This is a genomic window from Trueperaceae bacterium (assembly GCA_036381595.1).
Lineage (GTDB): Bacteria > Deinococcota > Deinococci > Deinococcales > Trueperaceae > DASVCN01.
Genome location: DASVCN010000032.1, coordinates 19871 through 40701 on the forward strand (window position 1 = coordinate 19871; position 20831 = coordinate 40701).

Here is a 20831-nt window from a genome sequence, read left to right on the forward strand (position 1 = left end):
AAGGGGACGTTGTCCATACTCTCTACTAACGGTGGGGGCACCCGCTCAGGCAGCGAAACGGAAGGCGTCGGGCCATGACGTCGAGGCCGCTCTATCAGGCCGCCGTTGCCGAACTCGAGGCGGTACTGTCGCCACGGGTCGTGTCCCGTTCTCTAAAGGAGGGACTCGCCCATATCGGCGCCACCCCTGAGGAGCTCGACCTGCAAGGGCTCGAGCGCATCCTGAAGGGACAGGTCTACCGGCAGTTGCAGGTGACCATGCCGATCGAGCAGGCGAAGCAGACGATCACGGAGCTGCTGGAGCGGCTCAAGCAGCAGGGGAACGGCAGCGTGAGCCGCGCTCCGACACCCGCTCCGCTCGAGGGCCAGCAGCAGGCGGTGGCCGAGCTGAAGGAGGCGCTCCGCCCCTTCAACCTCTACTTCGAATGGCCCGAGGTGCAGAAGCTCCGAGCCCAACTCCAACTGCTCGAGAAGGAGCAGAACGAAGGGCGCGAAGCAGGCAATCTCCTGCGTCAGGCCCGCGAGCAACTCCGCGTCGTAACCCAGAAGCTCGAGGATCAGCTGGTGATCCAGGCCCGTGAGATCGGCGAGCTGGAGGTGATGGTCGACGGCGTGCGTGCCCTCGGCGGGCCCAAACTACGACGCCTCGAGAACCTTCTCGGCCAGGTGCGCGAAGCGCAGCAGCAGCGTCAACTCGCCTCCGGCGAGGTGGAGCGCGCGCGCCGGATCGGCGCCGACCTGCGCAAACTCCTCGAGTCGAGCGTCCTGACCACCAGGCAGGAGACGCCCCCCGACGACGGTGCGATCATCGAGATCGACAACGAGAGCGACGAGGAACCGATCACCGTCGTCCAGGACGACCTCGAACAGGAAGTTCACGCACGACTGCTGCAGATCGACCTGGAAAGCGAAGAGCACGAGCTGGCTGCTCTGGAGGCGGCCCACCGCAACCTCCTCGACCATCGGCCCGAGCTCGCCGACCGGGTGGCCGAGCTGCGCGGATCGCTCGAGGTCGGCGAGCCGTTGGGCGAACGACTTAGCGCGCTCCGTGAGGAGTTCGAGGACGCCACCGGCCGGCTTCGCGAAGAACTCGAGGCAGAACTGGAGCGGATCGGAGACGACGCCCTGCGCTTCCGCCACCACGTAGACACCTCCGAGTTGAGCCAGGCGGTCCTGGTAGCCAGGGGCGTCCTCGAGTCCACCCTGCCGGCCCTGCACGACATCGGCCGGATAAGGGACCTCCACGACCACGCCAGCCGCAGGGCAGGCGAGGCCGAGGCCGAGGAGGAAGCCGCCGAAGGCGAGCGCCGGGCCAGACTTCGCGAACAGGGGGCGGCGATAGAGCGGATGAACGCCACCCTGGAACTCCACCGCAACGATGCGGCCCTTGTCGCCCAGGTGGAAGCGCTCCAGGACGGGCTGTCGGCGTTACAGGCGGCGCACGCTCAGCAGGAGCCGGTCCCCGAACTTCTGGCTGCCGTGCGTCGCTCGGAAGAGCGGCTGCTGGCGGCCGCCGCCGGTGAAGCCAGCGGCGGCCAGCAGACCGCCAGGAGTCGCGCGCGCTCGCTACTGGCTGAATTCGAGGCCCTCCCGCTCCTCCCTGAGATGCGTGAACGGGCGAGTTCGATCTCGGAGAAGCTCGCCACGATCGGCGACTCGAAGGAGCCGCACGGCCGAACCTCCGACCAGCTCGCCGATGTCGAGGTGCTCCTGAAGGCTCTTCGCCTCGAGCTCAAAGAGGCGTACGGCGAGAGGCTGGACGCAGCGGAGCGTGAAGCGGTGCGGCTCGGTGAGGTCACGACAGTCGAGAGGATCGCTCAGGCGAGGGAGCAGCTGGAGCAGAACGCCTTCCCGAACCTGCACGAGATCGAGGGGGCGCTCAGGGGCGCGGACGACCGCCGTCGGCAGGAGGAGCTGATCGAGCTCCGGACTCTCGAACTGGAGGCGACGCGCTTCGCCGGGTTGGGCATCGAGGGCTTCGATGAGCTATCTTCTCTCCTCCAGCAAGCTGCGCTCGAGCCCCGGTCGGGTGGGATCCTGAGTCGCGCCTGGCTGCAGCTCGAGGCGCTTCGCTCTACCGTCGAACAACGGCTCGAGAGCATGGAAGGAAGGCTTGACGGCGCCCTGGCCGAGCTGACCCGGGTGGAGAAGCTCAACAGCGAAGACGTCGAGGAGGTACGCCGCATCCTGCAGCACCTCGACAGCCAGCGGGGCTCGCTGGGTCGGGTGTCCCTGGGCCTCAGGCTGGAGCTCGAGGACTCGCTGCAGCACGCCGAGGGGCTGCTGGCGAAACTGAGTCAGGAGTACGAAGCTACTCGCGCGATCGCCGACCAACTGGTGAGCGGCAACTTCATAGACGACATGCTGGGCCTCCTGGGCGAGGACGCCGCTCGCCCCGACGTCGAGAGCGCCACTGCCGGCCCACCCATCGTCGAGGAGCCCAGGGAGCCGTACGAGGCGCGCAGCGGGAACCCCAAACTGGACGCCTGGGTCGGTAGCTACTTGGGTGAGGAGGGAGTACGAGCGGTCGCGCTGCTGGCCCAAGATGGTCGGCTGGTGGCGGGCAGGCTCGACGCCGAACCTGGCGCGACCAGGGCAGCCAGCCACGAACTCATGACACAGCTAGCGCGACTCGGGGCCGAGCTCGGACGGGGCAGCCCTCACCTCGCCACCGTAGAGATGGGCAGCCTGGCGCTCATCACCAGTCGCCTTCTCGACGGTCACAGGCTCGTGGTGCTCCTCGAGTCGTCCTCGGCGATGAGCCGCGTGCTCCACAAACTGCGACGCGAAGTCGCCACGGGCCCGGGCAAGACGAGCGATGGTTCTCGATTCGCTGGATGACACCCGAGAGTTGGCCCGGCAGCTCGTGGCGGCAACCTCGCCGGGCTCTCTCCTGCTCCTCTCGGGTCCCCTGGGGGCCGGCAAGACCACGCTCACCGCGTGCATCGTCCGGGAGCTGGGAAGCGAAGCCGCTGTCTCCAGCCCTACCTACACGCTGGTCCACGAGTACCCGACCCCCGAGGGGCCGCTCGTTCACATCGACGCCTACCGCTTGGGGCACCCAGCGGCGCTCGACGCTCTCGGGCTCGACGACTACCTGGACCGAAGTCGCCTGGTGGTCGTCGAGTGGGGAGAAGCACTCGCCCACGACTATCCCGAGGCGTGGTTGGTTAGACTCGAGCGCGACGGTGAAACGCGCAGGGTCGAACTCCAGCCGCCGAAGACGAGGGAGTGAGCTCATCGGGCGATGGAGCCCGTCAGCCTCTCCTCCTGTGGATGGCCGCTCGGGCGGGACGAGCCACGCCCATGAGTGACACCTGGCTAGGGATAGATACCAGCACGAGCTACCTCTGCCTCGCGCTCTGGTCCCCCGAGGGCGGACTCCTGGCGGAGTCTGTCGAACGAGTCGACCGGCGACACGCCGTTCGCTTCGTTGCCACTCTGGAAGGGGTCCTCGAGCGGGCCGGCCGTTCCCGCCGCGAACTCACGGCGATAGCGGCGGGTGGAGGACCCGGGTCCTACACCGGTCTACGCGTCGGCGGGGCGGCGGCCAAAGGACTCGCCAGTGCCCTGGGCGTGCCCCTGGCCGGCGTAGACACTCTGGCGGCGATGGCCTTCAGGGGGCTCGACGAAGGTGAGGAGGGGGTGGTAGCGATCGATGCACGGAGGGGCAACGCCTATCTGGGCCGCTACCGCAGGCACGGGGACGAGGTATTCACCCTCGAGGCGCCCCACAAGGCGCCTCTGCTCGAGACCAGATCGCGGCACCGCGGCATCCGCTTCCTCCTGGACGTACCGCCGGACCCCGGTTACGTGGCCAGGCAGGCGAACTCGGGAGTCCCCTACCGGCCCCTCTACCTGTAGCGGAAGGGCTCGACGGGGGCGTGCCGAGTAGCGAACTTCCTATCGTGCGAGGCCGCCCCACGACGTTATACTGCGCTGATTGTTGCCTCGGACCCGGAGGCTCGACGCCCCGGCCCGCCCCCTTGATGCCGGTCGCGAAAGCGCGGCGCGTGATGGAGTAACGATGTTGAGACCCTGGCAGGAAATCGGCGTGGACCTCGGGACGGCCACCGTCCTCATATATCAGAAAGGCAAAGGGATCCGCCTTCGCGAACCGTCGGTGATCGCCATGGTGCGCGACACCGGCGACATGAAGGCGGTGGGTGACGAGGCTTACCGGATGCTGGGCCGCACGCCCGGCAACATCGTCGCGGTGCGTCCCATGCGCGACGGGGTCATCGCCGACTACGACCTCACCGAGAAGATGCTCAAGGCGTTCGTCCGCAAGGTCATCACCGGTCCCGGTCGTCTCTTCAAACCCCACATCATGGTGTGCGTCCCGTCCGGAGTCACCGAGGTCGAGAGGCGGGCCGTCCTCCAGGCCACTCGCGAGGTGGGAGCCCGCAAGGCCTTCCTCATCGAGGAGCCGCTGGCCGCAGCCATCGGCGCGGGCGTTCGAATCGCCGAACCGACCGGCTCGATGATCGTGGACATCGGCGGCGGTACCACCGACGTGGCCATCATCAGCCTGGGCGGCATCGTCGTATCGGAATCGCTGAGGATCGCCGGCAACGAGTTCGACGAGGCGATCATCCGCTATATACGCCACAAGGAGAACATGCTCATCGGCGACCGCACCGCCGAGGACGTGAAGATGAAGGTGGGCGCCGCGGTAGTGCGCGGTGCTGATGACATACGCGAGATGGAGGTGCGTGGCCGGGACCTCATCAACGGCCTGCCCAAGACCATCAAGGTGACGACCGAGGACACGGTCGAAGCGCTCCAGGAACCGCTGCAGAAGATCTCCGACGGGGTCCGCCGTGTGCTGGAGCTTGCCCCGCCGGAACTCGTGAGCGACGTCATCGACCGCGGCATCATCATGACCGGTGGCGGTTCGCTGCTGCGCAACTTCGACGAGCTGCTGCGTCAATCTACCGGTATCCCGGTGGCGGTGGCCGACAACGCCATCGATGCGGTGGCGCTGGGCACCGGTCAGGCGCTCGATATGATACCCGTGCTCCAGGACGCACTCATATCCGACAACTTCCTGCGACGCTGAGCGGATGGGCCTGACCGCCGCCGAGCTTGCGACCAGACTGGGGGGCAGGCTGGAAGGCAGCGACTCGACCGTACAGCGATTGGCGGTTCCCGGCCCGGGATGCGCTGGGGCGGTGGTGGTGCTCACCAGCGATGAGTCGCTGGCGCGGCGGCTCGAGCAGCTCGCTCGGTGGCAGGCAGCGGTCGTGGTCGCTCCATCGGGCGCCCAACGCCCCCCTGCGCTCGACTCGCTGATAACAGTTCAGCAGCCACGGCTCGCCCTCGCCCAGCTCACCGGAATCTTCGACGAAAGACCACTGCCGGCACCCGGCATCCACCCGCAGGCGATCGTCGCCCCAACGGCCAGCCTGGGTGACGGCGTTCGAGTCGGGGCTGGTGCCATCGTGGGCGACGGGGCGGTGGTCGGTCGCGGCAGCGTCATCGGCGAGGGGGCGGTGGTCGGTCCCGGGGCGATCCTCGGCGAGGCGTGCCGGCTTCACCCACGTAGCACCCTGCTGGACGGCGTACGGCTCGGTGACCGAGTGATCGTGCACAGCGGCGCGGTCATCGGCAGCGACGGCTTCGGTTACGAGCCCTCGACTCAGGGCGCGGTGAAGCTCCACCACCTGGGCGGGGTGGTCATCGGCGACGACGTCGAGATCGGTGCCAACAGCTGCGTCGACCGTGGCACCCTGAGTGACACGGTGATCGGCGCCCGCACCAAGATCGACAACCTCTGCCAGATCGCCCACAACGTGACCATCGGCAGCGACTGCCTCATCGCGGGACAGACCGGGATAGCCGGCTCCACGCGGGTCGGAGACAGGGTCACGATGGCTGGGGCGGTGGGTGTCGGTGACCACCTCACGATCGGCGACGACGCGACCCTGGGGCCGCGAGCCGGTGTCATCAAGAGTGTCCCGCCGGGAGACACCTGGATGGGGTTCCCCGCGCAGCCGTACCGGAGGTTCGTACGTGAGTCGTATCTGGTGGGCAAGCTGGAGCGAATCTGGCGCTTCGTGAGAGAACGCGAGAGCGGGGCGGCCGAGTGATAAGCGGCGTCGGCATCCACAGCGGCCGCACCAGCCGGGTTCGGTTGCACCGGGAGCCCGGCCCGATCCGCTTCCGGCAGGGTAGCACCGAGATCCCCGCCCTGGTCGAGCACGTCGTTTCGACCGACAGGTGCGTGACCCTCGCAGCGGACGGGGCCAGAGTGGCACTGGTCGAGCACCTCCTGGCCGCGCTCCACATCGCCGGTTTCTGGCGCGACGTGCTGATCGAAGTCGAGGGTGAAGAGCTGCCGATCCTCGACGGCTCGGCCCTCCCCTGGTCCGAGGCACTCGCTGTCCTCGGGCAACCGGCTCCTCCCCCGCCTCCGCTTTCAGTGGAGGAGCCGGTCGACCTGCCCGAACTGGAGGTCCTGGTAACCCCCGGGGAGTCGTCGATCGACGTCATCGTCGACTACGCCCATCCGGCCATAGGCGCCCAACGGTGGAGCGGGCGTCGCAACGAGTGGCATGAGTTGCTGGCCGCCCGAACTTTCGGATTCCTGGCCGAACTGGAGCAGTTGAACGCGATGGGCTTGGCTTTTGGCGCTGCCACCGAAAATGCTATTGTCTTTGATGACGATGGGCCGATCGGGCCGCTCCGTCACCCGGACGAGCCGGTCCGGCACAAGGCCCTCGATCTGCTCGGCGATCTGGCCTTGCTCGGTCGGCCCCTACAAGCCGCGATCCGCGTGAAGCGCGGCTCGCACCGAGCTCACGTGAACCTTATGCGCCACCTCCTCCGCCACCCGACCATGAAAGCTGCGACGTGAGACCTCTGAAGGTCGCGGTGGTGGGAGCAGGCGTGATGGGCAAGTATCATGCGGCGATCTACGCCTCGCTTCCGCAGGCGGAACTGGTAGCTCTCGTCGATCCCGATCCCGACCGTCGCGCCGAGGTGGCAACGAGCTTCGGCTGCCTCTGCTTCCCCGACGTCCCGGCGATGCTGGCCGGCGTCCAGGTCGACGCCGCCTCCGTGGCCGCTCCCACTGCCCTGCACTACCACCTCTCGCGTGCACTCCTCGAGGCCGGGGTCCACGTACTCGTAGAGAAGCCGGTAGCGACCGACGTGCAACAGGCGCTCAGCCTGATGGAGCTGAGCCATGGCCTGGGCAGGATACTGCAGGTCGGTCACATCACCCGCTTCTACCGGGCGGTGCACGAACTCTCGGACCAGGTCAAGAACCCCTACCTCATCGAGGCTCGCCGGCTGACTCCGTCGGCCCGTATCAAGGACGTGGGGGTCATCCTCGATCTGATGATCCACGACATCGACATCATCCTGAGGATCGTCAAAGGGCCGGTGCAGAGCGTCTCGGTAGCAGGGCACATGCTCAACGGAAGCCCCTTCGAAGACGTTGCAGCCGCACAGATCGTTTTCGACTCGGGCTGCATCGCCAGGCTGTTGGCCAGCCGCGTGGCGCCGGACCAGGAACGCAGTCTGGTTGTCAGCGAGCCGAAGCAGACGATGAGGCTCGATTTCGCGCGGGAGCCACACACCGAGGTCACCGTCTACAACATGCAGTCGGCGAACGGCCACGGTGCCCGGATAGACCGTCACACCGTTCAGGAAGACAACCCGCTGCGTATGGAGCTCGAGCACTTCCTGGCTCGCATCAACCGCGCCGCTGAACCGATCGGCACGCTCGAGGACGACATCCGCTCGCTGGAACTGGCGACCAGGCTGCTCTCCTCCATGGAATTGCGCCGACCGGTGCTCGTCTAGACGCCTTACACTGCTGCCATGTCGGTCGACATCCGCGCCATCCTCCCCCATCGCTACCCGTTCCTCATGGTGGACGCCTTCATCTCCCAGGAGGGTGATTCGTTCGAATGCGTCAAGAGCGTCTCCCACAACGAGCCGTTCTTCCAGGGGCACTTCCCCGAGGAGCCGGTGATGCCGGGCGTGATGATAATCGAGGCGTTGGCGCAGGCGGCCGCCGTTGGGCTGGCGGTTCGTGAGGGGCAGCAGGACGGTCAGATCGGTTACCTGGCCGCTGTGGACGGGGCGAAGTTCCGGCGGAAGGTGGTTCCCGGGGACAGGCTGCGGCTCACGGGCGAGATCCTGCTCTTCCGGCGCGGACTGTGCAAGGTGAGCGCCAAGGCGCTCGTGGAGGATGAGGTAGCGGCAGAGGCTACCCTCTCCTTCGTCTTCGCCAGATGACGGTAAGGATCTCGGTAGACCCGAGCGCCGTGGTCAGCCCGGCAGCACGAATCGCCGACGACGTCGAGGTGGGCCCCTTCGTCGTGATCGAGGCCGATGTAGTCGTGGGTCCCGGCTCGCGGATCCGAACCGGCAGCGTACTGCACTCCGGGTCCCGCTTGGGTGGGCACTGCCTGGTGGGTCCCTACGCCGTCGTGGGTGGCGAGCCGATGGACAGCGCCTTCAGGGGAGAAGCCTCGTTGGCCGTGCTGGGCGACGGGGTGGTGCTTCGCGAGTTCGTCACGGTGCACCGGGCGACCGGCGAGGGGGAACAGACGACGATCGGCGACGGAACCCTGGTCATGACCTACACACACGTGTCGCACAACGTTCAGGTGGGCAGGAAGTGTGTGCTGACCACCTCGGTACAGCTCGGCGGGCACTGCCGGATCGGCGACCGAGTAACTATCGGCTCCAACTCCATCCTCCACCAGTACTGCCGGATCGGCGACTTCGCTATGTTCGGGGCAGGCTCCGCAGGCAACCAGGATTTCCTTCCGTTCGTCATGGCCCGCGGCAACCCTGCCAGGCACTTCCGTTTGAACAAGGTGGGGCTGCAACGCAACGGCATAGAGGGCGAACGGTACAGGCTGCTCGAGCGGGCGGTGCGAGCGCTACGCCATCGCGACCGCGAAACTTTCGCGCAGCTGGCGTCGACGAGCAGCGACGTGCGCCTGATGGCGGAGTTCATCGAAGAGAGCCGGCGGGGCGTGGCGCGCTTCCAGAAGGGCGACTGAGGGTGGCCGGGACGATCGTCCTGGTGAGCAACGGGCCCGGGGAATTGCACACCTGGGTTCGCCCGGTGCTCACCGAGCTGCGCTCCCGGTACCCGGAGAAACGCGTCGTCATCAGCCTCATACCCTGCCAGTTCGCCGGAGGCGGAGAGAGCGAGGCGGCCCGAGGCTTCGGCCCCGACGGCGTCACCACCCCAGCCCAATACCTCAGGTTGGCCGCCGGCGGCCGGGTTCCCGAGGAATTCGGGGGGCGAGTTGAATCGGTGATAAGCATGGGCGGCAGCGTCGGCATGGCGGTGCGGCTGGCAGAGAGGCTGGGGGCGCCGGCTTTCCGCTACTCGTTCGTACCGTACTGGCACCGCAAACTCGATACCCTATTCGTGCACGACGAGCGGGCCTACCGCAAGGCGCGGCTGCTGGGCGCACCGGCCGGCAAGCTCGAAGTCGTGGGCAACCTCGTCGCCGACGCGGTCTCGAAGAGCGAGCCGCTCGAGTCGCGCGGCGAACCGCACATCCTGCTCCTTCCCGGGAGTCGCGACGGCTTCGCTGTCCACCTCATCCCCTTCATGATCGCCCTGGCGGACGAGCTCAAGGCAAGCTTCCCAACGGCCCGCTTCGTCTGGCCGGTGTCGCGCATGCTCGAGGAAGAGACCATCGCCGCCGGTGTCGCCGGGACCGAACGGGCTACCCTGCACGGCGTGGGTGGCGAGCGTGACGGGGACAGGGTCGTTGGCCCGGGGGGAGCAGTCATCGAACTCGTTGCCCAGGAGGAACGCTACCGGCACATGGCGAGCGCCGACCTCGCCGTCACCATCCCTGGCACGAACACGCTCGAGCTTGGTATCGCGGGAGTGCCTGCGGTGGTCGTCCTACCGCTCAATCGTCCCGAGGTCATCCCTCTGGAGGGGCCGGGGCACTGGCTCTCCCTCCTGCCGCTGGTAGGCGTCCCCCTCAAGCGGCGTGCCGTTCGGCTCTTCGTCGAGCGACTCTCATACCCCGTCTCCCTGCCCAACCAGCTGAGCGGCGAGGAGCTGATGGTCGAAGTGCGAGGCCAGATAGATCCGCAGAGTATCGCCCGGCGAGTGGCCGACCTACTCGCCGACGAGGCGGACCTGCGAGCTCGCCGTGAGCGCCTCCTCGCTACGATGCCGCGACCAGGCGCCGCCGCGCGGATCGTAGACCGGGTGGTAGCGGGCCCAGGTGCGGACCTCGCCGCCACCACTTCTGGCGCAACGAGGGAGCGCGGCGCGGCTTGAGGGATCTTCCCGGCCTCCTGCTGCCCAGGACAGTCAGCTCGATAGCCGGACTGGCCGCGGCCGTCGTCAACGCCGTCCTCCGAGTCGCCGTCATCCCCCTCTTCGTGACGCCGCTCATCGACAGGGTAGTGGGCCAGGGGAGCCTCGAAGCGCTGGCACCGCTCCTGATGACGGCAGCGATCCTGGTCGTCGGCGGAAGCCTGGCGCTCTGGGCTCAGGACGCCCTGCTCGGCCACACCGCCGCCTCGCTCGCCCGCCGTTGGCGCGAGGGCCTCTATCGCCGCCTCCTTGGGAGGCGGCCCGGCGAACTGCCGGGTACCAGCGGCGGGCTCGCTTCGAGGATCCTCCACGACCTCCGAGAGGTCGAGGTCTTCCAGCAGTACGGCTTGGGCAGCCTCGTGGCCGAGAGCGTCGCCGTGCTCGCCATCGTCGCCGTACTGGCGGCGACCAACCTCGTCGCCACCGGGCTGCTGTTGCTCCTCTGCCTGCCGCTGGCCTTCGCCTTGCGCGCCCTCGGGAGGCGCCTGGGCGCAGCGGCGACCCGCTCCCAGGCCGGCACGGAGGAGATCGGCGGGCACCTGCAGGAGGGCTTCCGCCATCACGAAACCTTGCGGGCCTTCGGAGCGACCCATTTCATCCTCGGCCGCTTCCGCGAGGCCAACGAGCGCACCGCCGCTGCGATGTCGCGCCGGAGTTTCCTGGCTGCCGCCCAGATCCCGACCACCCAGGTGCTTGCCTTCGTCGCGCTGGGCGTCCTGGTGGCCATCCTCGCCAGAGCGGCGGCGCGCGGCGAGATGACCGTCGGGCAGATAGTCTCGTTCATCACCCTGGTGGCCCTCCTCGCCACCCCGGCCCAACTGCTGCCCAAGAGCGTTGCCATGGCTCAGCAGGCGGCCGCGGCGGCGAAACGGCTCGGAGCGTTGCTCGAGCCGAACGAGGTCGGTTCCGCACCCGAGTCTCCCCTGTCACCGCCGGAGCTAACTCCCGGGATGGTGCGTCTCGAGTTGAAGGGGGTGACGGTGGGTCCGGCCAAGGAGGCGGTGCTTAACGGCGTCGACCTCTCGCTCGATGGCGTCGGGCTTGCGGTGATCGTGGGTGAGAGTGGGGCAGGCAAGACGACGCTCCTCCGCACCCTGCTGGGCTTCCTGCGGCCCCGCCACGGCGAGGTGCTGTTGGCGGGCCTCCCCCTCGCCCGCTGGCCGGAGCCGAAGTTGCGCGAGGCTATCGCTTACGTTCCCCAAGGGCACGAACTGCTGCGCGGGACGGTCCGCGACAACCTGGCGCTGGGCCGTAGCGCGCCCGACGAGGAGTCGTGGACGGCGCTCGAGGGGGTAGGGTTGGCAGAGACGATCAGACAGGCAGGGGGGCTCGACTACCGGCTGAGCGAGGATGGTGGCGGCCTCTCGGGGGGACAGCGCCAGCGGCTCGCTATCGCCCGGGCCCTCCTGGGGGACCCGCCGGTGATCCTGCTCGATGAACCGACCTCGAACCTCGACGAAGCAAGCGAAGCCGGGCTGGTCGAGCTGTTGCGGCTGCAGGCGCGTGAGCGTCTCGTAGTCGCGGTGACCCACCGGCCCGCTCTCACGCTGGCAGCGGACCGGGTCTGGCGGATCGCGGCCGGTCGCCTCGAGGAGGGCGTGGCCGTGCAGAGGGTGGCGGAGAGGTGAGCATCTACGACGCGGCCGACCTCTACGACGAACAGTACCGGCGTTACCGGGACGACATCCCCCACTACCTTCGCCTGGCCGCCGATCACGGCGGGCCGGTCCTCGAGGTGGGGGCGGGCACCGGTCGACTCTGCATCGCGCTGGCCAGGGCGGGGCACGAGGTAGTCGGCATCGACTCCTCACCGCAGATGCTCGAGCGAGGCCGGCAGAACGCGGCCCGGGAGGGCGTGGAACTACGCCTCGAGCAGGGCGACATGCGCGACTTCGAGCTCGAGGCGCGCTTCCCGCTGGTCGTAGCCGCTTTCAATACGCTCATGCATCTTCACACCCTCGACGACCAGGACCGGGCCCTGGGCCGGCTCAGGAGCCATCTGGAGCCCGGGGGCGCTTTCGCTTTCGACCTCTTCCTCCCCGACTTCGGGCAACTCGGAGTGTTGAGGAGCGAAGCGGAATGGGCCGATGTGGCCGGGGAGCAGGCGGAGCTGCTACTGGTGCAGGAGCACGACCCTCTCTCCCAGACGATCCAATCCCGATACCTGCTCGACACAGTGGGCGAGGACGGGTTGTTGCGGCGCCGAACTGCCACACTTAGCCAGCGTTACTACACCCGCTTCGAGATCACCCGCGCTCTGCGCCATGCGGGCTTCACGCGCCTCGAGCTGTTCGGGGGGTTCGACCGTACCCCACTTCGGCCCGACTCCAGGCACCTGGTAGGGGTGGCACGCATCTGACCCCGGTGACCTTCGGTTGCCGTGGGCCCCGTCGTGCGTGCAACTGGTCGAATCCGGGCCGGCTGGTCAGGCTGCCTCGAGCACCCTCATCGCCGCACCGACACCTGCACCCGGTGGTACCTGGCGGCCGAGCTCGCGCAACGCCTGCTCCAGAGCGGCGACGATCGTGATCGCGTCGAACTCGTCGGCCCAGCCCAACACAGAAGGGCGCAGCAGGACCGGTTTCGCCTCGTCCTGCCCGCCGGAGATCGTTATCCCGCGGTGGCGAAGCGCGGCGACGACGTCGGGCGCGGCGATGCCGGTCGGCACGGCCAGCGCGGCGACCGCCGGGCTCACCCTCTGGGCGTAGGGGATGAGGCCGATCGCCTCCCCGCCGGCGAGCACCGCCTCGTTCAGTCTCGTTCGCCGGCTCCATACCTGCTCCACGCCCTCGTCGAGCAACATCCCCAGGGCAGCGTCGAGGCCGGCCACCAGGTTCACCGCGGGGGTGTAGGCCGTCTCCCCTCTGGCCTGGCTGCGTCGCTCCTTGTGGAGATCGAGGTAGTAGCTCGGTGGGCGGGAACGCTCGCCTGAGCGCCAGGCGCGTTCGGACAGCCAGGCGACACCGAGTCCTGGCGGGGTCATCAACCCCTTCTGCGAACCGGAAACGATCGCGTCGAGCCCCCAATCGAGCGGTCGCAGTTCACTTGCCGCGAGCGAGGTCACCGCATCGACCAGCACGAGCGCATCGGGCGCAGCGCGCCTGACCGTAATCGCGAGCGCCTCGACGTCGTGAAGCACTCCGGTCGACGTCTCGGAGTGGGTCGTCGTGACGGCAGCCGCGTCGGGGTGGCGCTCGAGTTCGCGGGCGAGCACCTCCGGGTCTGCGGCCCGGCCCCAGGGGAAGCGGAGGGGCACCACGAGGTAGCCGAAACGCTCGGCCATCTGGCCCCAGCGCTCGCCGAACTTGCCTGCCTGCACGCTCACTATCTTCGAGCCGGCGGGCACGGTCGCCAGCAGCACCGCTTCGAACGCGGCGGTGCCGGAACCCGTGATGACCAGCACCTCCTCTCCGGGCACGCAGGCGAGCTCGGCCAGCCGCTCGCGGACGCGGAGCAGCAGCGAGCGGAAGCGCTCGCCGCGGTGCATGAAGACCGGCTGCGCCATGGCTTCGAGAACCGGCGGCGGTACCGCCACGGGGCCCGGGGCGAGGAGCCGCTCCTTCATCACAGGCGCACCATCCGCAGGCTCCTGATCACGTCGGTCATGTTCCGCAGCACGTCGAGGACGTTCTCAGGCGGGGCGTCGTCGAGGGTGAGAGCGAACATGGCGAGGCCGTTGCCGTTCACCCTGGAGAGCTGCATGCCCGAGATGTTGACGCCCGCCTCGCCCAGCACCGTGCCCACGCGGCCGACGGCGCCGGGCCGGTCGTAGTTGGTGCAGATGAGCATCGTTCCTTCGGGCCTGATCTCGATCGGATAGTTCTCGATGCTGACGATCCTCGGCCTGTCACCGAGGATGGTGCCTCCGACCGAGGGCCGCCCCTCGTCGGTGACCGCCGATACCATCACGTGGCTGGTGTAGCCCCGACCTCGTGCCGCGGTCACCCGCGACACCCGGATGTCTCGGTCCTTCGCGATCGACGGCGCGTTCACGTAGTTCGGCGGCTCGTCGAGGATGGGTTCGAGGAAGCCCTTGGTCACGGCCACCGCGATCGGATCGGGATCGCGGGGGAAGGTTCCCGAGAACTCGATCTCGAGGCCCCTGACTCTCCCGTGTGCGAGCTGTGAGACCATGCGCCCGAGCGCCTCCCCCAGCTCTAGGTAGCTACCCAGCGCTTCCATCACCTCGGGAGCGAGCGCGGGCGCGTTCACGACTCCGCGGGAGTAGTCGCCACGCAGCGCCATCGCGGTGCGCTCCAGGATCTCCACGCCCACTCGCGCCTGCGCCTCGGCGGTGTTGGCTCCTAAGTGCGCGGTCAGCACGACGTTCTCGTGTTGCAGCAGAGGATGGTCCGTCCGCGGCGGCTCGAGGGTGTAGACATCGAGGCCGGCAGCGAACAGTTTGCCACTGGCGAGGGCACCCACCAGCGCCTCCTCCTGGATGATCCCGCCCCGGGCTGCGTTCACCACGATCGCGCCGTCGGGGAGCAGGCCGAGTTCGGCCTCCCCGATCATCCCGTCAGTCTCCTCCGTGAGCGGGGTGTGAACGGTCAGGAAGTCGGAGCGCTCGAGCATCTTCGGCAGGTCGTCGTACAGCTCGACCTTGAGCTCCTCGGCCCGCCGCCTCGACACGTATGGATCGTAGGCCGCCACGTGCATCCCAAGGCCCTGGGCCCGTTTGCTCACCAGCGAGCCGATGCGGCCCAGGCCAACGATCCCAAGGCGGGCGTCTTTCACCTCGCGGCCCAGGAACTTGCGGTCCCAGGTGCCCGAACGGATGAGCCTGTCGGACCTCGTCACCCCGCGCGCGGCGGCCAGCATGAGGGCGATGGCGAGCTCGGCGGCCGAAACGTTGTTGGCTTCGGGGGCGTTGAGGACGAGGATCCCCTTGCGGCTGGCGGCGTCGAGGTCGATGTTGTCGACACCTACGCCGCCCCGGCCCACCACCCTGAGCTTCGTCGCCCTATCGAGCAGCTCCGCATCGACCTGAGTTCTCGAGCGGGTGATCAGGCCGTCGTAGGTGGCCACTATCTCCAGCAGCTCGGAGCGTTCGATCCCCTCGCGGTAGTCGACTTCGATGTCGGGGTACTCGTAAGCGCCCAGCTGGATGGTATCGGTGACCAGGATCCTGAACATACCAGCGGACGATATCACGGCCCTGGCGCAGCTTCTGGGGCGCGGCGAAACGCAGCGCGTCCGTTCGCCCGAGTTGCCTCAGCCCTGGTTCGAGTGGACGAACCCGGTGACGCTCCAACCATCCGGCACGTTGAACGCATCGACTCCCAATACGTCCATCGAGAGTCTTCCCGTGACCTCGACCGAGGTGGGAATCCCGGCAAGAGCGGCTTCGAGGGCAGCTCTCGCCTCTGCCGATAGCTCGTCCCGCTCGGGGTAGAAGATGACGTCTACCCGGGAGGAGCCGCCGCCAGGGAGCGGCACCAGCGGGAGGTCATCGGTCGCGACCGGGTGACCGCCCAGGGAAAGCTGAAGATCCTTCCCATAGAGGAAGTAGCCGATGTCGCCAGGGTTGGTCACGTTCAGAACGAGGCGTACGACGGGAACGTCGGGACTGAGCAGGTAGGCCTGGCTCTCGGCTTCGTCGAGACGGAGACTGGGCGCCTCCACAGTCTCGTTGGGAAGCAGACCGCCTTCGACGAGCAACCTGTTGTTGGTGCGGAACTCGTAGGCCAGAGAGTTGAAGATCAACCGCCCCTCGATAGCGAACTCGAGCGGTTCGCCGGTGAAGGCGGTGACGACTTCGCGCAGGAGCTCGGGCCTGTTCTGCAGAGCCGACTCGATGTCGAAACGGAGCGGCGCGGTACCACCGGCAGAGAGGAACATCTCGGGTTCGAGGGAGCCGCGGGTGACCTGGCGCCCTTCGAGCGAGATCGTGTAATCGATGTAAGTGACCTTCACCGGGAAGGGGTTGGGGTTGAAGACGCTGGTTCCTACGGTCAGGGCCACGACGCCACCGGCACCCGGCGGGTCGAAGCGCTCGATGCTCGTCTGGCCCTGGACCAGCCTGAACTCCGGCATCGATATCTCACCGATGCGCTCGGCGCTGCGGATTTCACTCCTGGGCACGCAACCGGCGAGAAGCAAGAGCAGAGCGAGACAGACGGCGATTCCGGTCCTGCTGTGCACGCTCCGAGCATAGCAGAAGGCCGGTGCGGGAGATTCGTTCGGTCGGGCGCGTCCGGGCGGACCCGGGTGCGAAGCGTCCGTTGATCTACCGGAACCTGTCTCGGGGGCGCCGCGTCGGACGGCCTGCCCCGATCGCCCGGGGGCTGCCTCAGATGACCTGTCGGAAGCCGATCGCCCGGGTGCGACGCTGCAGCTCCTCCTTCAGTCGCTTCGCCCAGGGTGCGTTTAGGTGCGGATCGGCCTCGAGCATCCGTTTAGCCAGGTCGCGCGAGCTCTCGATGAGATCCACGTCGTTGACGAGGTCGCCCAGCATCAGGTCGGGAAGGCCGGACTGGCGGGTGCCGCGCAGCTCGCCGGGTCCGCGCAGCTCGAGGTCTTTCTCGGCGATCACGAAACCGTCGCTGCTCCTGACCACCACCTCGAGGCGTTTCTGGGTCTTACGGGAGCGATCGCCCGCTACCAGGATGCACAGGCTCTCGTGCTCACCACGTCCCACGCGACCTCGCAACTGGTGTAGCTGTGAGAGGCCGAACCGTTCGGCGTTCTCGATGACCATGAGGGTCGCGTTCGGGATGTCGACACCAACTTCGATCACGGTGGTGGACACGAGCAGATCGAACTCGTGCCGCCGGAACCGCTCCATGACCTCGTCCTTCTCCTGGCCGGACATTCGCCCGTGGAGCATCTCGAGCCGGACGTCTTCCGGTAGCAGTTGCTGCAGTTCCTCGAACATCTGCGTGGTCGAGACGATCTCCTCGAGCGCGTCGCTCTCCTCGATGAGTGGCGTCACCAGGAACGCTTGGCGCCCCTTGCGGATCTCGTCGGTGACCATGTGGTAGACCTCGCGGCGCCGCTTCGCGTCGAACAGCCTCGTGGTTACCGGCTTCCTTCCCGGCGGGAGCTGGTCGATGACCGAGAGCTCGAGATCGCCGTAGTAGGTGAGCGCGAGCGATCGCGGAATGGGAGTTGCGCTCATCACGAGCACGTGCGGTTCGCTCCTCAGCAGCTTTCGACGCTGTTCCACCCCGAACCGGTGCTCCTCGTCGATGACGGCAAGTCCCAGCCGCCGGAACTCGACCCCCTCCTGGATGAGCGCGTGGGTTCCAACGGCCAGCACGGCCGCGCCCGAGGCTAGCCGCTCTCTGGCGCCACGCCTCTGCGAAGCCGTCATCGTTCCCAGCAGGAGCTCGCAGCTTATCCCCAGGGGGAAGAGGTATTGGCGCAGGTTGATGAAGTGTTGCCGCGCGAGGATCTCGGTGGGGGCCATCAGCGCGGCCTGGTAGCCGGCGGCCGCGGTCGCTGCTATCGCAGCTGCCGCCACCGCTGTCTTCCCCGACCCTACGTCACCCTGAAGCAAGCGGGCCATCTGCCTGCCGCTGCCCATGTCGGCCAGGATCTCGTCGAGAGCGCTCCTCTGTGCCGTCGTGAAGTCGAACGGCAGCGCCTTCTCGAACGCCTCGACCGCTTCGCCGGCGCCTATCCGTTTCCCCTCGACATCGGCATCCCGGTTGAGCAGTACCCGTAGTTCGAGGAAGAGGAACTCATCGAACTTCAGTCTCCGGGTTGCCCGTCCGAGCTCCGCTTCGGAGGAGGGGAAGTGGATCTCGCGCAGGGCAGTGTCGAAAGGCACCAGGTCGAAGCGCTCGAGGATGCTGCGCGGCAAGTGGTCGGGAACGGTAGCGAGGGCCGAGAGCAGGCGGTACTCGGCTCGCCGGATGTAAGCCTGTGACAACCCCTGGGTGGAGGGGTAGATCGCCACGATTCGCCCGCTCGAAAGCGACTCGCTGTCGTCGTCGATCTCCATGTGTTGAACTGCGAGTTCTCGTTGGCGGCCCCGCACCTTGACCTTGCCGGTAACGATGAGGCGCTGGCCCGGGAAGATCTGCTTCTCGAGCCACGGCTGGTTGAACCAGACGGCAGTCAACTTCTCGCCGGTCGCGTCCTCGAGCGAGGCGCGCAGCAGCGCCATGCCTCGGCGGCTGCGGCTCCCCTTCCGGCTCAGTACGGTACCTGTGACGGTGGCCTGCGACTCGTCCGTCAGGGCTGAGAAGCCGGGGAGGGAGCGGCGGTCCTCGTAGCGTCTGGGGAGGTGGAAGAGCAGGTTCCGGTAGGTAGTGATGCCCAGGGCGCCAAGTTTCTTGGCCGCCTGCGCCCCCAGATCGAGTACGGAGCGATCGAGCTCGCTGTCGAGTCGGTCGGCGGGGAACCCGCTTGCCGGAGCCTGAGCCTTTGGCGCGGCTGCGAGCGCTGGTTCAAGGCCGGTGGCGCGAGCGCCCGCGCCGCCTGGTGAACGATCCGCTACCCGGGGTTGTCGCGGCCGAGATGAACCTGCGCCGCCCGAGCGCGACCGTTGAGGCCCGGAGCCGTTCGCCGCAGACTGTCTCCCCCTCTCCTCGAGGAGCTCGAGAGCGCGTGTCACTCGTTGCTGCCGTTCCGCCGGTTCTAGCTCGGAGTAGCCGCGGATCACCTCGTTGATGTCGGCGAACGGCTTGCCTACCGTGGCCACCAACTTCTCGAGCCCACCCACGACGGTGGAGTCTTCGCAGCCGTTGCGCAGTTCCACGAGGAGCGGCCTGCGCAGCCGCTCGCGCAGTTCGCCGACGCTGGCCACAGGTGAGTCTACCGCCTGCGGCAGCGGCGCGGCGGTCGGCGCTCGAACCTGCGACGCGACCAGTTGTGGTCTCATGGACGGGTGGCGCCGCGCTTCCCAGCCGTTCCGCTTCGGAAGAGAAGGTCGTGAGCCTGGGCCTGGAGACGGACGCCCGGCGCTGGTTCGTGCTCGTCGCGGCGGCGCTCGGGGCCTTCGCCTCAACGGTGATGGCGACCGGAGTGAACGTCGCCTTGCCCACCCTGGTAGTCACCTTCGACACCACCTTCCCGGTGGTGCAGTGGGTGGTACTCGCCTACCTGCTCTCTACCAGCGCCCTCTTGCCCATCATCGGTCGGCTCGCCGACATGCTCGGCAAGAAGGCGATCTTCATCGTCGGCTTCTTCGTCTACCTCTTGGGCTCCCTGCTCTGCGGACTCGCTGGCTCGATCGGGATGCTGATCCTCCTGCGGGCGCTGCAGGGGGTGGGCTCGGCGATCCTCACCTCGATAGGTCTGGCTATCGTCACCGATATCTTCCCGGCGAGCGAACGGGGCCGGGCGATCGGCGTAACCGGCGCGGTTCTGTCCAGCGGTATCGTAATCGGCCCTACCCTAGGCGGATTCCTCGTGGACGCCTTCGGCTGGCCATGGGTGTTCTTCGCCGGCGTTCCCGTCGGACTGGTCGGGGTCGCGTTGGCGGCGCACTACGTGCCTTCCTACCCGCGTGGTGAAAGGCAGCGCTTCGATCTGGGTGGAGCCGCCCTCCTGTTCGTCTGCCTCCTGGCACTCTCCCTGGGGCTGACCCTGGGCCAGTCCCTGGGCTTCGCGGACCCCCTCGTCCTCGGCCTCTTCGGCCTCTGCACGGCCACTCTCGTCGCCTTCCTGTGGCTCGAGCGGCACGTCAGGCAACCACTTCTCACCCTCGAACTCTTCGCCAACGCCACCCTCACGGTCGGACTCACCTCGGGCTTCATCACCTTCGTCTCGATCGCCGGGACGATATTCCTCATGCCCTTCTACCTGGAGAACGTCCTCGGTTACGCGCCCGCTCGAGTGGGTCTGTTGATGTCGGTGACACCGATCCTGCTCGTCATCACGGCCCCGGTGGCCGGCTGGCTGGCAGACCGATTCGGCGAGCGGCCCATCACCGTCATCGGCCTCGCCTTCATCCTGGTGGGCTACCTCCTGGTGGGAACCCTCACGCAGGAGAGCACCGCCCTGGGCTTCGTGCTGCGGTTCCTTCCCCTCGGCCTGGGCATGGGCACGTTCCAGACGCCCAACAACAGCGCGATCATGGGTTCAGCGCCCAAGGGGCAGTCGGGGGTCGCCGGAGGATTGCTGGCGCTCACCCGGGCACTAGGGCAGACTGCCGGCATCGCGCTGCTCGGCAGCATCTGGGCGGGTAGGGTGGCGGCTCGGGCAGCTCCCCAAGAACGCGGCGGCGGCATGCCGCTGGCGGCGGATGACGTCGCTGCCACGTCGGCCCCGCCCGAACTGCAGGTCGCAGGCCTCCACGACATGCTCCTCGTCATCCAGGTGGGGATCGCGGTAGCGCTCCTCCTCTGCCTCTGGGATCTGTGGCGGCGCCGGAACCAGGCGGGAGTGGAGCCCACCAGTGCGTCTGGCCCGGATCACGCGCGATCGGCGGACCTTCGCCCGGCCGGCTCGGAGACCGACGAGGGAGAACCCGGGAGCGACCATCGAGCCGTCGATTAAGGCGTTCACCTTGTCGTCTGGCACGGTATCGGCTAAGCTTGCCGTAATTCATTTCACTCTGGAGG

General features: G+C 67.7%; 17 protein-coding genes. 13 read left to right on the plus strand and 4 right to left on the minus strand.

Annotated features, from left to right (window positions below; genetic code table 11):
• The first annotated feature begins 74 nt into the window (after positions 1-74).
• The 12 genes from VF168_11595 (at position 75) to VF168_11650 (ending at position 12676) form a co-directional block, all read left to right on the plus strand.
• Positions 75-2840, plus strand: coding sequence for a hypothetical protein (locus tag VF168_11595; protein HEX7004817.1), 2766 nt, complete (start codon positions 75-77; stop codon positions 2838-2840).
• The gene (tsaE, locus tag VF168_11600) at positions 2818-3234 is read left to right on the plus strand and encodes a tRNA (adenosine(37)-N6)-threonylcarbamoyltransferase complex ATPase subunit type 1 TsaE (GenBank protein ID HEX7004818.1); all 417 of its coding nucleotides are present in this window, start codon (positions 2818-2820) and stop codon (positions 3232-3234) included. The genes VF168_11595 and tsaE overlap by 23 nt, the downstream gene beginning before the upstream one ends.
• A gap of 71 nt (positions 3235-3305) precedes the next feature.
• Positions 3306-3863: a tRNA (adenosine(37)-N6)-threonylcarbamoyltransferase complex dimerization subunit type 1 TsaB gene (gene tsaB, locus VF168_11605; protein HEX7004819.1), complete on the plus strand. Its 558-nt coding sequence runs from the start codon at positions 3306-3308 to the stop codon at positions 3861-3863.
• A 163-nt stretch (positions 3864-4026) separates the two neighbouring features.
• Positions 4027-5061, plus strand: a complete 1035-nt coding sequence (locus tag VF168_11610) for a rod shape-determining protein (GenBank protein HEX7004820.1) — start codon at positions 4027-4029, stop codon at positions 5059-5061.
• 4 nt (positions 5062-5065) lie between these two features.
• Positions 5066-6091 carry a UDP-3-O-(3-hydroxymyristoyl)glucosamine N-acyltransferase gene (lpxD, locus tag VF168_11615; protein ID HEX7004821.1) on the plus strand — a complete coding sequence of 342 codons (1026 nt, stop codon included), beginning with the start codon at positions 5066-5068 and terminating at the stop codon, positions 6089-6091.
• The gene (locus tag VF168_11620) at positions 6088-6858 is read left to right on the plus strand and encodes a UDP-3-O-acyl-N-acetylglucosamine deacetylase (GenBank protein ID HEX7004822.1); all 771 of its coding nucleotides are present in this window, start codon (positions 6088-6090) and stop codon (positions 6856-6858) included. Before lpxD ends, VF168_11620 begins: the two co-directional genes overlap by 4 nt.
• Complete coding sequence (locus VF168_11625) at positions 6855-7811, plus strand: Gfo/Idh/MocA family oxidoreductase (protein HEX7004823.1); 957 nt, start codon at positions 6855-6857, stop codon at positions 7809-7811. Before VF168_11620 ends, VF168_11625 begins: the two co-directional genes overlap by 4 nt.
• A gap of 18 nt (positions 7812-7829) precedes the next feature.
• Positions 7830-8249: a 3-hydroxyacyl-ACP dehydratase FabZ gene (gene fabZ / locus VF168_11630; GenBank protein HEX7004824.1), complete on the plus strand. Its 420-nt coding sequence runs from the start codon at positions 7830-7832 to the stop codon at positions 8247-8249.
• The gene (gene lpxA / locus VF168_11635; GenBank protein HEX7004825.1) at positions 8246-9025 is read left to right on the plus strand and encodes an acyl-ACP--UDP-N-acetylglucosamine O-acyltransferase; all 780 of its coding nucleotides are present in this window, start codon (positions 8246-8248) and stop codon (positions 9023-9025) included. Before fabZ ends, lpxA begins: the two co-directional genes overlap by 4 nt.
• 2 nt (positions 9026-9027) lie before the next feature.
• Positions 9028-10278: a hypothetical protein gene (locus tag VF168_11640; GenBank protein ID HEX7004826.1), complete on the plus strand. Its 1251-nt coding sequence runs from the start codon at positions 9028-9030 to the stop codon at positions 10276-10278.
• Positions 10275-11945: an ABC transporter ATP-binding protein gene (locus VF168_11645; protein ID HEX7004827.1), complete on the plus strand. Its 1671-nt coding sequence runs from the start codon at positions 10275-10277 to the stop codon at positions 11943-11945. The genes VF168_11640 and VF168_11645 overlap by 4 nt, the downstream gene beginning before the upstream one ends.
• Positions 11942-12676, plus strand: a complete 735-nt coding sequence (locus tag VF168_11650; GenBank protein ID HEX7004828.1) for a class I SAM-dependent methyltransferase — start codon at positions 11942-11944, stop codon at positions 12674-12676. The genes VF168_11645 and VF168_11650 overlap by 4 nt, the downstream gene beginning before the upstream one ends.
• Positions 12677-12742: 66 nt before the next feature.
• Here the strand turns inward: VF168_11650 and VF168_11655 are convergent, their stop codons facing one another.
• The 4 genes from VF168_11655 to recG form a co-directional block, all read right to left on the minus strand.
• On the minus strand, positions 12743-13882 hold the full coding sequence (locus VF168_11655) for an alanine--glyoxylate aminotransferase family protein (protein HEX7004829.1): 1140 nt from the start codon (positions 13880-13882) through the stop codon (positions 12743-12745).
• Entirely contained in the window at positions 13882-15453 is a 1572-nt protein-coding gene (gene serA / locus VF168_11660; GenBank protein ID HEX7004830.1) for a phosphoglycerate dehydrogenase, read from the minus strand. The genes VF168_11655 and serA overlap by 1 nt, the downstream gene beginning before the upstream one ends.
• 78 nt (positions 15454-15531) lie before the next feature.
• The gene (locus tag VF168_11665) at positions 15532-16461 is read right to left on the minus strand and encodes an LEA type 2 family protein (protein HEX7004831.1); all 930 of its coding nucleotides are present in this window, start codon (positions 16459-16461) and stop codon (positions 15532-15534) included.
• A 148-nt stretch (positions 16462-16609) separates the two neighbouring features.
• A complete protein-coding gene (gene recG / locus VF168_11670) occupies positions 16610-19072 on the minus strand; it encodes an ATP-dependent DNA helicase RecG (protein HEX7004832.1) in 2463 nt (820 codons plus the stop codon).
• 125 nt (positions 19073-19197) lie between these two features.
• Between recG and VF168_11675 the strand changes: the two genes are divergently transcribed.
• A complete protein-coding gene (locus VF168_11675; GenBank protein ID HEX7004833.1) occupies positions 19198-20766 on the plus strand; it encodes an MFS transporter in 1569 nt (522 codons plus the stop codon).
• The last annotated feature ends 65 nt before the right edge of the window (positions 20767-20831 follow it).